Below are 15,790 nucleotides of genomic sequence, written 5' to 3' on the forward strand. Positions count from 1 at the left end.
CGGGTGCCCACTGACAGCGGGTGCCCGCCGAGAGCGCGGTGCCTCCGGCAGTGGGAAAGCCCGAGGCCGACCGGCGTCAGAGCCCCCGACCCCTGCGGCGCCCCCGCTTGTCGTCGGCTTCCTCGTCGTCCCGGTGGGGCCCGAGCAGTTCGTCCGCCAGCGTCGGCAGATCGTCCAGCGGCGTCTCCTCGGCCCAGTCCGAGCGCTCCCGCCGACGCGGCTCCCCCGCCTCGTCGACCTGCGGCATCTCCCGCGTACGGTCCTCGGAACCATCCGGCCCGGCCCCCGCCCGCTCGTCCCGGAAGAACCCGGGCGGCACCCGATTCGCAGGGTCGTCACCACGTACGGGCGGCAGCACCGCGGTCTCGTCGGCCGCGCCCGGCGGAACCGGCGGCAGCACCGCCGTCTCGTCGGCCGCCCCCGGCGGCACCGGCGGCAGCACCGCCGTCTCGTCGGCCGCGCCCGGCGGAACCGGCGGCAGCACCGCCGTCTCGTCGGCCGCCCCCGGCGGTTGCGGCAGCTCCGCCGTCACCTCGGAGTCGGGTCCGGCAAAGGCCCGCTCACCGGCACCCTTCCCGTCCCGCACCGGCGGCAGCACCGCCGTCTCCTCCACCGGCCCGCCCGACGCGTTCGTCGGCGTCACCACCGGCGTCGGCACGGTCGCCGCGTCCGACGGGACCGCGGGAGCCGCAGGCGCCGCGGGCTGCCTCGGCCCGGCCTCCGCGGCGGCAGCCGCCTGCTCCGCCGCCCGGCGCGCCTCCTCGGCCCGCAGGAGCGCCTCCTCGGCCTTCCGCTGCTTCTCCAGGCGCCGCGCATCGGCCTCGGCACGCAGCCGGGCCTCGTCCTCGGCCTGCTTGCGCCGCCGCTCCTCCTCGGCCTTGCGGCGGGCTTCCTCCTCGGCCCGGGCCTTCTCCTCCGCGAGGAGCCGCTGCCGCTCCTCCTCGGCACGCCTGCGCGCCTCCTCGGCCCGCTGCCGGGCCTCCTCCGCCTGCCGTTCGGCCTCGCGCCGCTGCGCCTCCTCCAGCTCGCGCCGCTTGCGCTCCTCCTCCTCGGCTCGCAGCCGCGCGAGCTGCTCCTGGCGCTCCCGCTCCAGGCGCTCCTCCTCGGCCTTGCGCCTGGCCTCCTCCTCGGCCTTCTTCCGCGCCTCTTCCTCGGCCTTCTTGCGTGCCTCCTCCTGGGCCTTCACCTCGGCCTCGGACAGCGGCAGCGTCTGGTCGAGCCGGTGGCGGATCACGGTCGTCACGGCCTCGGGCTCCTGCCCGGCGTCGACGACCAGGTACCGGCCCGGATCGGCGGAGGCCAGCGTCAGGAAACCGGACCGCACACGCGCGTGGAACTCGGCGGGCTCCGACTCCAGGCGGTCCGGCGCCTCCGTGAACCGTTCACGGGCGATCTCCGGCGAGACGTCCAGCAGCACCGTCAGATGAGGCACGAGCCCGTTCGTCGCCCAGCGGTTGATACGGGCGATCTCCGTCGGCGACAGGTCACGACCCGCTCCCTGGTAGGCCACGGACGAGTCGATGTACCGGTCGGAGATCACCACCGCGCCCCGCTCCAGAGCCGGGCGCACCACCGTGTCGACGTGCTCCGCGCGGTCCGCCGCGTACAGCAGCGCCTCCGCGCGGTGCGAGAGTCCCGCCGACGACACGTCCAGCAGGATCGACCGCAGCCGCTTGCCCACGGGGGTGGCTCCCGGCTCGCGCGTGAGCACGACCTCGTGGCCCTTGGCCCTTATCCACTCGGCGAGCGCCTCGGCCTGCGTGGACTTCCCCGCCCCGTCGCCGCCCTCCAGTGCGATGAAGAAGCCGGAGGCGGCGGGCACGGTCGCCGGGTCGTCGCCGCCGAGCACCGCGTCCCGCAGGTCCTGTCGCAGCGGCACACCGGAGCGGTCGTCGACCTTGGCCAGCACCAGCGCGGCCACCGGCAGCAGCAGCGCGCCGACCAGCATCAGCGTGAACGCCGCCCCGCCGTGCGCGAACACGAACTTGCCGTTCTCCAGCCGGTGCGGCCCGATGCCCGCCGCCACCACGGGCGCGAGCAGCGCGCCCAGGGCCACGAAGACCCGTACGACCGCGTGCAGGTGCTCGGTCGTTCGCGGCCGCCGGTAGTCCTCGGCCTCCTGGTCGAGCAGCGTGTGGCCCGTGTTGGCGGCGACGCCCGCGGCGACACCGGCCAGCGCGACGATCAGCAGCACGGTGGTGACGTCCGGGACCAGCCCGGCGGCCAGCAGCGCGATGCCGGCCAGGGCGATCGCCAGCGCGAGCAGCCGGCGCCGCGACAGGGCGGGCAGAATCGAGGGCGCCGTACGGATGCCGGCCACGACACCGCCGGTCAGGGCGAACACCAGCAGCCCGTACAGCACGGGTCCGCCGCCCAGGTCCTTGGCGTGCAGCACCGCCACGGCGACGGCCGCGGCGACCGCTCCGGCGACGGCCGCGCAGGCGAGCACCAGCAGCGGGATCGCGCCCGTACGGCCCTTGTCGACGCCCGTGCCGGTCTTGGGCCGGCGCAGCCCCTCGAGCGGCGACCGCGCGCGCGGGGTGCGCGTGTCGGGCAGTTCCACGAAGGTCAGCACGGACAGGGACGCGGCGAACAGCCCGGCCCCGATGTACGAGGCGAGTGCCGCCTGGTGCTGGGCGAACCAGTCGATGCCGACGCCCAGCAGGTTGTTGAGCAGCGATGCCGCGACGAGGGCGGCCGCCGCGAGCGGGATCGCCGCGAAGCCCGTACGCAGCGACAGGCGGCGCAGGGCGTCCATGTGGTCCGGCAGCGGTCGTACCGTCGCGCCCTCCGGGGGCGGGGCCGGCAGCAGCGCGGGGGCCGCGCTCTCGCGGCACACCGACCAGAAGCGCTCGGCGACACCGGTCACGAAGGCGGTGACCAGGACGACGGCCAGTGCGTCGTCCGGCGTCCAGTCGATCCACAGCGGCGCGACGATCAGCAGGGCGGCGCGCAAGGCGTCCGCGCCGACCATGGTCCAGCGGCGGTCGAGCGGCCCGTCCTGGGAGGTGAGCGAGGTGAGCGGACCGAGGAGGACGGCTCCGAAGAGGAGAGTGGCCAGGATGCGCGCCCCGAAGACGCTCGCCACTGCGAACGCCACACCCCGGTAGCCACCGCCGAACGAGCCCTCGGCGATGGCCGCCTGGAGGGCGAGGACGACCAGCACCAGAAGGGCCAGCGTGTCTCCGACACCGCCCACGAGCTGGGCGCTCCACAGCCGTTTGAGCTGCGGCTGGCGCAGCAGCGCGCGGACGGCGCGCTCACGGGAGTCCGCCACCAGGGCGTCGTCAGGGGCCGGGTTGTGGGCCGTTGGCTGCTCGGCTCGCGTCATGCCTGCAGCCTATCGGGCGGCACCGACAGCCCGCGGGGCCCGTCCGAACGTGCGCACGCCCCGACACCAAAGTGTTGCCGGGGCGTTCGTTTCGCGAACCGGACGTGAAGAACCGGGCGGCTGGAAACCGCCGCGGAACTCAGTCCTCCGCCGACTTCGAAGCCGTCGCCTTCTTCGCGGCCGTCTTCTTCGCCGTGGTCGTCTTCTTCACAGCCGTCGTCGTCTTCTTCGCCGCCGTCTTCTTGGCGGCGGTGGCCTTCTTGGCCGGGGCCGCCTTCTTCGCGGGCGCCTTCTTCGCCGTCTTCTTGGCGGGCCCCTTCGCACGCTTCTCGGCGAGCAGCTCGAAGCCGCGCTCCGGGGTGATCGTCTCGACGCTGTCGCCGGAGCGCAGGGTCGCGTTGGTCTCGCCGTCGGTGACATACGGGCCGAAGCGGCCGTCCTTGACGACGACCGGCTTCCCGCTGACCGGGTCCTCGCCCAGTTCCTTCAGCGGCGGCTTGGCGGCCGCGCGGCCACGCTGCTTCGGCTGGGCGTAGATCGCCTGCGCCTCCTCCAGCGTGATCGTGAAGAGCTGCTCCTCGGACTGCAGGGAACGCGAGTCCGTGCCCTTCTTCAGATAGGGCCCGTAGCGGCCGTTCTGCGCGGTGATCTCCGCGCCGTCCGCGTCCGTACCGACGACACGCGGCAGCGACATCAGCTGCAGCGCGTCCTCGAGCGTCACCGTGTCCAGCGACATCGAGTTGAACAGCGAGGCCGTACGCGGCTTGACGGCGTTCTTGCCCGTCTTCGGGGTGCCCTCGGGGAGCACCTCGGTGACGTACGGGCCGTAGCGGCCGTCCTTGGCCACGATGGGGTGGTGCGGCGGCTCCGGGTCGGTCCCGAGCACGCGCTCACCGCTCGGCTTGGCCAGCAGTTCCTCGGCCAGCTCGACCGTCAGCTCGTCGGGCGCCAGGTCCGCCGGAACATCCTTGGACTGGTACTGCTCGGTGCCCTTCTCGCCGCGCTCGACGTAGGGGCCGAAGCGGCCGACCCGCAGCACGATGTCGTTGCCGACGGGGAACGACGACACCTCGCGCGCGTCGATCGCGCCCAGGTCGGTCACCAGCTCCTTGAGGCCGCCGAGGTGGTCCCCGTCGCCGTTGCCGGCGTCGGCCGCGGTGCCGTTGGCGGTGCCCTCACCGAAGTAGAAGCGCTTCAGCCACGGCACGGCCTGCGCCTCGCCGCGCGCGATGCGGTCGAGGTCGTCCTCCATCTTGGCGGTGAAGTCGTAGTCGACGAGCCGCCCGAAGTGCTTCTCCAGGAGGTTGACCACGGCGAAGGACAGGAAGGACGGGACGAGCGCCGTGCCCTTCTTGAACACATAGCCGCGGTCGAGGATCGTGCCGATGATCGACGCGTACGTCGAGGGGCGGCCGATCTCGCGCTCCTCGAGCTCCTTGACCAGGGAGGCCTCGGTGTAGCGGGCCGGGGGCTTGGTGGCGTGCCCGTCGACCGTGATCTCCTCGGCCGTGAGGGCGTCGCCCTCGTTCACCTGCGGCAGCCGGCGCTCGCGGTCGTCCAGCTCGGCGTTCGGGTCGTCCGCGCCCTCGACGTACGCCTTCAGGAAGCCGTGGAAGGTGATCGTCTTGCCCGACGCGCTGAACTCGACGTCCCGGCCGTCGGTGGCGGTGCCACCGATCTTTACCGTCACGCTGTTGCCGGTCGCGTCCTTCATCTGGGAGGCGACCGTCCGCTTCCAGATCAGCTCGTAGAGCTTGAACTGGTCGCCGGTCAGACCGGTCTCGGCAGGGGTGCGGAAGCGGTCACCTGAGGGGCGGATCGCCTCGTGCGCCTCCTGCGCGTTCTTGACCTTCCCGGCGTAGGTGCGCGGCTGGGGCGGCAGGTAGTCGGCGCCGTACAGCTGCGTGACCTGGGCGCGGGCGGCGGCCACGGCGGTGTCGCTCAGCGTCGTGGAGTCCGTACGCATGTAGGTGATGTAGCCGTTCTCGTACAGCTTCTGCGCGACCTGCATGGTGGCCTTCGCGCCGAAGCCGAGCTTGCGGCTGGCCTCCTGCTGCAGCGTCGTCGTACGGAACGGGGCGTACGGCGAGCGGCGGTACGGCTTGGACTCGACGGAGCGGACGGAGAACCGCGTGTCCTGGAGTGCGGCGGCCAGGGCGCGGGCGTTCGCCTCGTCGAGGTGGAGGATGTTCGCGCTCTTGAGTTGTCCCAGGGAGTCGAAGTCACGGCCCTGCGCGACCCGCCTGCCGTCGACGGTCTGCAGGCGGGCGACCAGCGACGACGGGTCCGACGAGTCCCCCGCGCGGCCGGTCGCGAAGGTGCCCGTCAGGTCCCAGTACTCGGCAGAACGAAACGCGATGCGCTCGCGTTCCCGCTCCACGACGAGGCGTGTGGCGACCGACTGGACACGGCCTGCCGACAGACGCGGCATGACCTTCTTCCACAGGACCGGCGAGACCTCGTAGCCGTAGAGGCGGTCGAGGATGCGGCGGGTCTCCTGGGCGTCGACCATGCGCTGGTTGAGATCGCGCGGGTTGGCGACGGCCTCACGGATCGCGTCCTTGGTGATCTCGTGGAACACCATCCGCTTGACGGGCACCTTCGGCTTCAGGACCTCCAGGAGGTGCCACGCGATGGCCTCGCCCTCGCGGTCCTCATCGGTGGCGAGGAAGAGCTCGTCGGAGTCCTTCAGCAGGTCCTTGAGCTTCTTGACCTGGGCCCTCTTGTCGGCGTTGACGACATAGATCGGCTCGAAGTCGTGTTCGACGTCCACGCCGAGGCGGCGGACCTCGCCGGTGTACTTCTCGGGCACCTCCGCGGCGCCGTTGGGAAGGTCGCGGATGTGCCCGACGCTCGCCTCGACGGTGTAGCCGGGGCCGAGATAGCCCTTGATCGTCTTCGCCTTGGCAGGCGACTCGACGATGACGAGTCGGCGGCCGCCGTGTGCGGTCTCGCTGGTCGGGGACAACTTCGCTCTTCTCTCCGGTCGACGCTGGGGCCTCCCCAGGCCTACGTCCCGGGGTCAGTTAGGTCACGCTGCGGAGTGTGACGGTACATCCCGCCCCCGTGTCAAACGGGAAAAGTCCACAACGGCCACTCGAACGGTAACCCGACTACCGCCATTCCTGCCGCCCGGAGTGCTCAGCAGTCCTTTCCCGCCCATCCGGAGCGTGACCTCTCAGTTACTGTCGCGGCGGTCCTGCCAGGGGTTCGGCGGGGAGCTCCGACCGGTCCCTCAAAGGCTGTTGAAGCACCACGCGGCGAGGGCCAGGGCGACCGTCGCGGCGAGGGTCGCGACGGTCGCCGATGCGACGGGGCTCACACCGTGGGCGACGGGTTCGCGGTGCCGTACGCGGGCCACGGTCCACACCAGCAGCCCGCCTCCGAACAGGGCGAACACCACTCCCGTGAAGATCGCCGGTCCCGTCTCCATGGCCGTCCGCGCCCCTCTTTCTCCCGCCTGCGAGTGCCCAGCCCAGGGAGGCTGACACGCGCGGGCGACGTCCGGGCGAACCTGAGGTGAACGCGCGGCCGACGGCCCTGTGCACCCGCTCTGCGCTCCCGCCCCGGCCGGTCTCAGACCGAGCCGGGCACGGGTATCTTTCCGGCCGTCTTCGTGTTGTCGGCGCGGCTCACCGTGCACACCACCTTGTTGAAGCCGGCTTTCCAGTCGTCCTCGTCGCTCACCCAGCCGATCACGATGCGCTCGGAGCCCGGTGCCCAGGTCGACTCGAACTTGTTGGCGCACAGCTTGGTCGCGTTGTCGGTGCCGTTCTTGTAGCTCATCGTGGCCGGAGCCTGAACGGTTCCGATCACTTGATCCGTGTGCGGTTTGGCGCAATCCGTGAGGGGCGCCTCGTAGCTGTCCTCCTTCTCCTCGTAGACCCAGCAGTCGCCGACGCTCATCTGCCCGACCCACAGGTCGGTGCCCGCGTCACGGAAGCGGCCCACCTCGCCGCCTATCGCGGCATGGCTGCCGAGTACGAGACATGCCGTACCGCTGTTGGCCGCGGTGAAGCCCTCCTTCGTCGGCACGACGGCGTACCCGCCCGCGTCCGGGAGTGCCTGGACGACGGCCCGGCTCAGGTCCTCGCACCGTTTCGCGCCCTGTGCCCGGGCGTCCGCGTAGTCGGTGGCCGTGTCGACCGCCACGACCTGGCCGTCGGGCCAGTCCTCGGCGCAGTCCACCACCCCGAGGTTCGGTGCCGACTTGAACGGCGCCCCCGACCAGACCGCCTTCACACAGTCCCCCGTCTCCAGCGGCTCGGTGAGCCCGACCAGGTCGCCGTACGGATACACGGGTCCGGTCGGCGACGGAGACGGTGAAGGACTCGCGGGGGGAGACTTCTTCGTGGCGGCGCTGTTCTTGCCGCCGCCGTCGTCGTCGCCGGTCAGTGACACGGCCGCCCAGGCACCGCCCGCGATCACGAGGACGAGACCGACGACGAGGGCGACGATCGCCACGCGCTTCCTGCCGCCGGGGGGCGGGCCGTCGCCGCGCTGGCCGGGAACAGTGGGCCCGCCACCGTAGCCGCCGCTCCCGTATGCCGCCGAGGGGTACGCCGACGGCGCACCCCTGCCCGCGTACGGCCCAGGGCTGCTTCCCGCGTAGGGAGGCGCAGGGTTGCTGCCGCCGGCGAACGGCGGCCGGCTGCTGCTCTCGGCGTGTGGCGGCGGGCTGCCGCTCCCCGCGTACGGTGACGGTGTGGACCCTCCCGCGTACGGCGGCGCGCCGGAACCTCCGCCATACGGCGGCGACTGCGCCCCGCCGCTCCCGTAGGGGGATCCGGGCGCCCGCGCGTACGGGTTGTCGGGGGCGAAGGGACGCTGCGCCGTCGGCGGCGGCCATGCGTCGTACGGCGGTGAGCCGGGCGTCGCCCCGGCCGCCCCGCCGGGCGTGGCAGGCCCGAGGCCGCCCAGGGCCGGATCAGCGCCGCTCCGGCCGGCGCCGGACGGTCCACCACCGCCCGGTCCGCCTCCGCCCGGGTCACCCGCTCCCGGGGTGGCCGGACCCCCGCTTCCGGGACCACCGGCTCCGGGTACACCGGAACCGCCCGCACCCGGGCTTCCCGGCGCCCTGTCCGGAGTGTGCGGCGTCGGCGGCGTGTTCGGCGTGGGTGGGGCCCCGGGGGTCGGCGGTGTGCCCGGCGTCTGCGGGGTGCCCGGTGCTGCGGAGCCGCTCCAGCCGGCGGGCGCTCCCGCGGGGTGGCCGCCCGGCGTGCTCGCGCCGTTCCCGCCCGACCCCACCCCGAATCCCTCGGGCGGCGGGCCGAAGCTCCCTTGCGGCGGGCCGGCGGCCCCCTGCCCCGCCCCGGCCGAAGGCGCCGCTCGCCACCCCGGCGAGCCGCCGACCGCCGTCCCGGCCGCCCCCTGCACCACACGCTCCAGGCCACGCGCCACCGCCTCCGGCGAGGATCTGCGCACGGGGTCCTTGACGAGCAACCCCTGCAACACGGGCGCCAGTTCGCCCGCGCGCACCGGCGGTGTCGGCTCCTCGCCGAGCAGGGCGGTCAAGGTCGCGTACTCGCCCTGGCGGTCGAAGGGCCCTCGGCCCTCCACGGTGGCGTACAGCGTGGCGCCCAGCGAGAACATGTCGGCGGCCGGGGTGGGCGGCTCGCCCCGTGCGCGCTCCGGGGCGAGGTAGCCGGGCGTGCCGAGGATGCCGGCGGTGGCGGTGAGCCGGGGCTCGCGCGACTCGGGCTGGAGCGCGATGCCGTAGTCGGTGAGCAGCACGCGCGCGTAGGGATCGCCCGAAGCGTCCGACGCCAGAAGGATGTTGGCCGGTTTGACGTCCCGGTGGAGGATGCCGACGCGGTGCCCGGCGGTGAGCGCGTCGAGGACGGCGAGCCCGATGCGGGCGACCTCGGCGGGAGGCAGTGGCCCCGACCGTCGTACGACCGCCTGGAGGTCCACGGCGTCCGGCACGTACTCCATGACGATCCAGGGCAGCCCCTCGTGCACCACCACGTCGTGCACCGTCGCCACGTGCGGGTGGCCGCGCAACCGCGCCGCGTGCCGGGCTTCGCTGCGGGCTCGTGCGATGCGCTGTGCGGGCTCGCTCGCATCCATCGGCGTGTCCGGAAGCGCGATCTCCTTCATCGCGACTTCGCAGGCCAACTCCTGGTCGTACGCGAGCCACACGCGGCCCATGCCGCCCGCGCCGAGCGTCCGCAGCAGCCGGTAACGGCCGTTGATGACCCTGCCTTCACCCTGTTCCGGCGTCTCCCCCGCCATCGCGCCTCCCCCCGAGACAGCGCGCCTCCCCCGAGAACGCGCGAAGTTCGTCCCTCGAAGGTAGCTTCGCACCCACCACTGACAGGAGACCTTTTCAGCGTCAATCCCATCAATCCCGCCAGATCGGACACAGGGGCATCAGGGGTACGGGGGTGTACCAGGAGTGACTCGACGGCGCGGCGGCCTGCGGGCTCAGGCCGGCTCGAGGAACCCCTGCTCCACCAGAAGCCGGATCTGCGCCGGCGTGCGGTCGCGCAGCAACACCGGATCCTCGCCCATCAATTGGGCGATCGCGTCCAGGATGCGGCCGGCGCTCAGCGAACCGTCGCAGACGCCCGCGAATCCCGCGCCGATCGTGTCCACCTTGGTGGCCCGGCGCATGCCGCGGTGCTGGCGCAGCACGACGTGCTCGGGGTCCTCGGCGCCGGGCAGCCCGACCTGCTCCTGGATCACCTCGGCGGCCAGCTTGAAGTGCCCTGCGAGCAGCGCCGCGTCGTCGTTCGCCCGCAGGTAGTCGAGGCGGTCGAAGTGGGCCCGGACCGTGTCGCCGAGCGGCTGTTCGACCGGGTGCGGCCACTCCTCGACGGTGACGCAGGGCTCCGCGGCGTCCGTCCTGCGCAGCGTGATCCAGCCGAAGCCCACGGCCCTCACCTTGCGCGCCTCGAACTCGTCCAGCCAAGCGTCGTACCGCGCCTCGTACTCGGCCGGGTCGCCCCGGTGGTCACCTGCGTCCCTGAGCCACAGCTCGGCGTACTGCGTGATGTCCTGCACCTCGCGCTGCACGATCCACGCGTCGCACCCGCGCGGCACCCACGACCTGAGCCTGTCCTGCCAGTCCTCCCCCTCCACGTGCTGCCAGTTGGCGAGGAACTGCGCGAACCCGCCCTCGTTCAGCCGCTCCCCCGCCTGCTGAACGATCGTGCGGCACAGATCGTCCCCGCCCATCCCGCCGTCGCGGTACGTCAGCCGCGCACCCGGTGAGATCACGAACGGCGGGTTGGACACGATCAGGTCGTACGTCTCGTCATCCCGGACCGGCTCGAACAGCGAGCCCGCGCGCAGGTCCGCGGCCGGGGCGCCGGACAGCGCCAGGGTGAGCGCGGTGATGTGCAGGGCGCGCGCGTTGATGTCGGTCGCCGTCACGCGCGTGGCGTGCTGCGCCGCGTGCAGCGCCTGGATTCCGGAGCCCGTACCGAGGTCGAGGGCGGAGGTGACGGGGGTACGGACGGTGATGCCCGCGAGGGTCGTGGAGGCGCCGCCGACACCGAGGACCACGCTCTCGTCGCGGCTGCCGATGCCCCCCGCACCGCCGACCGCGCACCCCAGGTCGGACACGATGAACCAGTCCTCGCCGCCGAGCCCGCCGTACGGTCGTACGTCCACCGTCGCGGCCACTTCGGCTGCCGAGTCCCCGCCGACGCGCACCAGCCATCCGCTCTCCACGCACGCGCCGACGGGCAGAACGTCCGCCACGCGCGCGTGCGGCACGGGCTGCTGCAGCAGGAACAGCCGTACGAGCAGTTCCAGCGGCGAGTCCCCGCGTGTCGCCCGGAGCGCGGGCACGGTCTCGCTGCGCGCCAGCGCCGCGTAAGCGGGGGCGCCGAGCAGCTCGAGCAGTCCGTCGGCGGTGAAGCCGGCCCCGAGCAGGGCCTCCCGGAGCCGGGCGGCGACCTCGGGGCGGTCGGAGGAGGGCAGGGGCGAGAGGATGGCGTTACTCACGCCCCCCATTGTGTCCCGCGGCATGCCCCGGGTGCGCCCCGGCATGCGCCGCGGTCCCCCTCGACCGCCGGGCGGCTGGATCAGCCCTGCGTCGAACTCGCCGACGCGGAGGCGGCGACCTTCTTGCAGCTGGCCTGCTCGGCCATGGCGTCCTTGACGTCGCCCTTCTCCAGGTTCTTCAGCGCGGTGTTGCTGCTCTGGCTGAGCTTGCCGAGCTTGGTGGCGATCTCCTGCAGACCGTCGGCGAACTTCCCCTGGTCCTTCGTGTCGAGCGCGTCCACCTCCTTCTTCAGGGCGGCGTACGACGCGGAGAGGGCGGTGAGCTCCTTGACGGCGGCCTGCTGCTTCTTCGCGCCGTCCTCGACGCCGGGAGGCGCCCCCGCGTTGTCGACGGCGGTCGCGAGCGCCTTGTAGGCGTCGGACATGTCCTGGAAGGCCTTGGAGTCGGTCTGCTTGACGGTCTCCGGCGCCTTGTTGTCGGCGGCGGCCTGCCTGATCGCCTCGTTGGCGGCGTCGACCTTCGAGTCCTGTGCGGGCAGCGTGTCACAGACCTGCTTGGCCCAGGCATCCAGTTCGGCGTTGCCGTCGTCGCTGGAGCATCCTGACAGCGCCAGTACCAGTACCGCACCGCCGGACAGTGCGGCCGCGAGCTTCTTGTTCACCGGATTGGTCCCTTCCATGGCTCTCGGCCCCGGAACATACACGGGACGCGCGCGACAGCCATGTGACAGATGACTGCTTTGCCGCGACTTGCAGCCGTTTGCACCATGTGAGACAAGGCTCACGATGAAGGAGTGCACACGAACGGGGCGGGCGGACGGCACGACAATGCGCGCCGCCCGCCCGCCCCGTGAGCTGGGCCTCGTAGGACGGACTACGAAACCACCGCGGGATCCGGCGACTTGGACACCCGATCGGCGTTGTCTTCGTCACCCACGGCGATGCCACGCCGCTTGGAGACGTACACCGCGCCGACGATGACGAGAAGCGCGAGGACCGCGATGAGGATCCGGACGCCGATGCTCTTGTCCTCGCCGTAGCTGAACTTGATCACCGCGGGCGCGATGAGCAGCGACACCAGGTTCATCACCTTCAGCAGCGGGTTGATCGCGGGGCCCGCGGTGTCCTTGAAGGGGTCGCCGACCGTGTCGCCGATCACCGTCGCGGCGTGGGCATCGCTGCCCTTGCCGCCGTGGTGGCCGTCCTCGACGAGCTTCTTGGCGTTGTCCCAGGCGCCGCCGGAGTTGGCGAGGAACACCGCCATCAGCGTGCCGGCGCCGATCGCACCCGCCAGGAACGCGCCGAGGGCGCCGACCCCGAGCGTGAACCCGACGAAGATGGGCGCCAGCACCGCGAGCAGACCGGGTGTGGCGAGTTCGCGCAGGGCGTCCCTGGTGCAGATGTCGACGACCTTGCCGTACTCCGGCGTCTCGCTGTAGTCCATGATCCCGGGCTTCTCGCGGAACTGCCGCCGCACCTCGAAGACCACGGAACCCGCCGACCGCGACACCGCGTTGATCGCCAGCCCCGAGAAGAGGAAGACGACCGCGGCACCGGCGATCAGGCCGACGAGGTTGTTGGGCTGCGAGATGTCCATCATCAGGCTCATCGGCGCGCCGGCTCCGGAGAGCTTCTCTCCGACGTCGTGCGCGCCGGTGGTGATGGCGTCGCGGTACGAACCGAAGAGCGCCGACGCCGCCAGGACGGCGGTGGCGATGGCGATGCCCTTGGTGATGGCCTTGGTGGTGTTGCCGACCGCGTCCAGGTTGGTGAGCACCTGCGCGCCGGCGCCCTCGACATCGCCGGACATCTCGGCGATGCCCTGCGCGTTGTCGGAGACCGGCCCGAAGGTGTCCATCGCGACGATCACGCCGACCGTGGTGAGCAGGCCGGTGCCGGCCAGGGCCACCGCGAACAGCGCCAGCATGATCGACGCACCGCCGAGCAGGAACGCCCCGTACACGCCGAGGCCGATCAGCAGGGCGGTGTAGACGGCCGACTCGAGGCCGACGGAGATACCGGCCAGGACGACGGTGGCCGGGCCGGTGAGCGAGGTCTTGCCGATGTCCTTGACCGGACGGCGATTGGTCTCGGTGAAGTAGCCGGTCAGCTGCTGGATGACGGCGGCCAGCAGGATGCCGATCGCCACCGCGACGAGCGCGAGGATCCGCGGATCGCCGTCCTTGGCCTGGATCGCCGCGTCGGTGACGCCGTCCAGGTCGGCGTACTTGCCGGGGAGATACACGAAGACGGCCACGGCGACCAGCGCGAGCGAGATCACCGCGGAGATGAAGAAGCCGCGGTTGATCGCCGTCATGCCGCTGCGGTCGGCGCGGCGCGGGGCCACGGCGAAGATGCCGACCATCGCGGTCAGGACGCCGATCGCCGGCACGAGCAGCGGGAACGCCAGGCCGGCGTCGCCGAAGGCCGCCTTGCCGAGGATCAGCGCGGCGACCAGGGTCACGGCGTACGACTCGAAGAGGTCGGCCGCCATGCCCGCGCAGTCGCCGACGTTGTCGCCCACATTGTCGGCGATGGTCGCGGCATTGCGCGGATCGTCCTCCGGAATGCCCTGCTCGACCTTGCCGACCAGGTCGGCGCCGACGTCGGCGGCCTTGGTGAAGATGCCGCCTCCGACACGCATGAACATGGCGATCAGGGCGGCCCCGAGGCCGAAGCCCTCGAGCACCTTCGGCGCGTCGGCCGCGTACACCAGCACCACACAGGAGGCGCCCAGCAGACCGAGGCCCACCGTGAACATGCCGACGACGCCGCCCGTTCGGAAAGCGATCTTCATGGCTTTGTGCGAGACGGCGGTGAGATCCTTTTCCGGTTCACCCGCCGCGGGGGTCGCTTCCCGGGCCGCCGCGGCGACGCGCACATTGCTGCGCACGGCGAGCCACATGCCGATATAGCCGGTGGCCGCCGAGAACGCCGCGCCGATCAAGAAGAAGACGGATCGACCGGCACGCTGATTCCAGTCGTCCGCGGGCAGCAGCATGAGCAGGAAGAACACCACGACGGCGAAGACGCCGAGCGTGCGCAGCTGCCGGGCCAGATAGGCGTTCGCGCCTTCCTGGACCGCCGCTGCGATCTTCTTCATGCTGTCGGTGCCTTCGCCCGCCGCGAGCACCTGGCGCAACAGCACGCCCGCGACCACGAGGGCGGCCAGCGCCACGACCCCGATGACCGTCACGAGGATGCGGTTGTCGTCGGTCAGCACTGCAGCTGCGAAGGCTGTGGGATGGTCCAACTGATGAGGGGTAGAAAGCCCCGCCATTCGTCCTCCTTGACGCTTGGGCTGAGCTCAAGATGTGGACGGATTGTAGGTACCGGAACCTGATCAAAACAGTACGCCGTAAATGGAATTGGCCTCCACATGCTCTTCAGCAAATGATCGCCCACAGGTCACTGAACCCGAAAGCGGTAATGCCCCAAAGGCATTGACGCTTGATCAAATTATCGGCCGATTGATCGTGAATTCTTTCACGAGTTCGGCGCGCCATCCATATAAAACGTGGAAGGGCCCTGCTCAGCAGGGCCCTTCCACGTGAGACGGGTGAGGTCAGGCGAGCGCCACGGCCGGCGGTGTGGTCGGCCACCTCATGCGGATCAGCCCGCCGTGGAGCCCGGCGGTCACCTCCACGTCGTCCACGAGCCCGCTGATGACCGCGAGGCCCATGTCGTCCTCCTCGGCCTCGGCGTCGTCGGCTGCGGCGCCGGGCGCCCGGTCTCCGGGGGCCGAGCGGGGAGCCTCGTCGCCGACCTCGATGGAGAACTGTTTCTCCTCCTCGATCAGCAGCACCTTCACCGGCGCCGTGATGCCGCCGCTCTGGTGCAGTCCGACGGCGCGGGTGCAGGCCTCACCGACGGCGAGCCTGACCTCGTCGAGGGCGGCCTCGTCCACTCCGGCCCTGCGCGCCACCGCTGCCGCCACCAACCGGGCGGTCCTGACGTGCTCGGGCAGCGCGCTGAAGCGGAGTTCAACGGTGGCCATGCATCCCCCTCCGAACTACGGGCGTGCTGTATGGGGGCCGGACCACCGAACGTCCGGACCCCGTCGTTCTTCACTTCGGCCGAACTGGTGCCGCCCGGGCCCATGGCCCGGGACGGCGATCAGTCGGTGGCCGCCACCGCTTCCTCGACCGAGGTGTGGATCGGGAACACCTTGGTGAGACCGGTAATGCGGAAGATCTTCAGAATGCGCTCCTGGTTGCAGACCAGGCGCAGCGAGCCCTCATGGGCTCGTACCCGCTTCAGGCCGCCGACCAGCACGCCGAGCCCGGTGGAGTCGAGGAAGTCCACGCCCTCCATGTCGACGACGAGGTGGAAATTCCCGTCGTTCACCAGCTCGACCAGCTGCTCGCGCAGCTTGGGCGCGGTATATACGTCGATTTCGCCACCGACCTCGACGACCGTACGATCGCCGACGGTACGGGTCGACAGGGACAGGTCCACGGATCCTCCAGCACCTTGCTATCGAGCGGTCGCCCCTCGGGACACCTC

The 15,790-nt window shown here is 71.7% G+C and carries 9 protein-coding genes; all 9 read right to left on the minus strand.

Annotated elements, in window-relative coordinates; genetic code table 11:
- Positions 1 to 76: 76 nt before the first annotated feature.
- Entirely contained in the window at positions 77 to 3,331 is a 3,255-nt protein-coding gene (tmk, locus tag ABZO29_RS20585) for a dTMP kinase (protein ID WP_367321661.1), read from the minus strand.
- A gap of 139 nt (positions 3,332 to 3,470) precedes the next feature.
- Positions 3,471 to 6,299: a type I DNA topoisomerase gene (gene topA, locus ABZO29_RS20590; protein ID WP_367321662.1), complete on the minus strand. Its 2,829-nt coding sequence runs from the start codon at positions 6,297 to 6,299 to the stop codon at positions 3,471 to 3,473.
- Between the two features lie 267 nt (positions 6,300 to 6,566).
- Positions 6,567 to 6,764, minus strand: a complete 198-nt coding sequence (locus tag ABZO29_RS20595; RefSeq protein WP_367321663.1) for a hypothetical protein — start codon at positions 6,762 to 6,764, stop codon at positions 6,567 to 6,569.
- Between the two features lie 143 nt (positions 6,765 to 6,907).
- A complete protein-coding gene (locus tag ABZO29_RS20600; protein WP_367321664.1) occupies positions 6,908 to 9,565 on the minus strand; it encodes a protein kinase in 2,658 nt (885 codons plus the stop codon).
- A gap of 192 nt (positions 9,566 to 9,757) precedes the next feature.
- A complete protein-coding gene (locus ABZO29_RS20605; protein ID WP_367321665.1) occupies positions 9,758 to 11,293 on the minus strand; it encodes a methyltransferase in 1,536 nt (511 codons plus the stop codon).
- 71 nt (positions 11,294 to 11,364) lie between these two features.
- Positions 11,365 to 11,964 carry a small secreted protein gene (locus ABZO29_RS20610; protein WP_367321666.1) on the minus strand — a complete coding sequence of 200 codons (600 nt, stop codon included), beginning with the start codon at positions 11,962 to 11,964 and terminating at the stop codon, positions 11,365 to 11,367.
- Between the two features lie 194 nt (positions 11,965 to 12,158).
- On the minus strand, positions 12,159 to 14,564 hold the full coding sequence (locus ABZO29_RS20615; protein ID WP_367321667.1) for a sodium-translocating pyrophosphatase: 2,406 nt from the start codon (positions 14,562 to 14,564) through the stop codon (positions 12,159 to 12,161).
- 285 nt (positions 14,565 to 14,849) lie between these two features.
- Positions 14,850 to 15,281 carry an ATP-binding protein gene (locus tag ABZO29_RS20620; RefSeq protein ID WP_367321668.1) on the minus strand — a complete coding sequence of 144 codons (432 nt, stop codon included), beginning with the start codon at positions 15,279 to 15,281 and terminating at the stop codon, positions 14,850 to 14,852.
- Between the two features lie 119 nt (positions 15,282 to 15,400).
- Positions 15,401 to 15,742 (minus strand): anti-sigma factor antagonist BldG, encoded by a 342-nt coding sequence (bldG, locus tag ABZO29_RS20625; RefSeq protein ID WP_010986038.1) that lies wholly within the window; start codon positions 15,740 to 15,742, stop codon positions 15,401 to 15,403.
- Positions 15,743 to 15,790: the final 48 nt, after the last annotated feature.

Origin of the sequence: Streptomyces sp. HUAS ZL42 (assembly GCF_040782645.1) — a bacterium.
Taxonomy (GTDB): domain Bacteria; phylum Actinomycetota; class Actinomycetes; order Streptomycetales; family Streptomycetaceae; genus Streptomyces.

Bases quoted from the DNA above. Each gene is read 5' to 3' on its own strand.
- tmk (WP_367321661.1), bottom strand. From the start codon at position 3,331: ATGACGCGAGCCGAGCAGCCAACGGCCCACAACCCGGCCCCTGACGAC.
- ABZO29_RS20595 (WP_367321663.1), bottom strand. From the start codon at position 6,764: ATGGAGACGGGACCGGCGATCTTCACGGGAGTGGTGTTCGCCCTGTTC.
- ABZO29_RS20600 (WP_367321664.1), bottom strand. From the start codon at position 9,565: ATGGCGGGGGAGACGCCGGAACAGGGTGAAGGCAGGGTCATCAACGGC.
- ABZO29_RS20605 (WP_367321665.1), bottom strand. From the start codon at position 11,293: ATGGGGGGCGTGAGTAACGCCATCCTCTCGCCCCTGCCCTCCTCCGAC.
- ABZO29_RS20610 (WP_367321666.1), bottom strand. From the start codon at position 11,964: ATGGAAGGGACCAATCCGGTGAACAAGAAGCTCGCGGCCGCACTGTCC.
- ABZO29_RS20615 (WP_367321667.1), bottom strand. From the start codon at position 14,564: ATGGCGGGGCTTTCTACCCCTCATCAGTTGGACCATCCCACAGCCTTC.
- ABZO29_RS20620 (WP_367321668.1), bottom strand. From the start codon at position 15,281: ATGGCCACCGTTGAACTCCGCTTCAGCGCGCTGCCCGAGCACGTCAGG.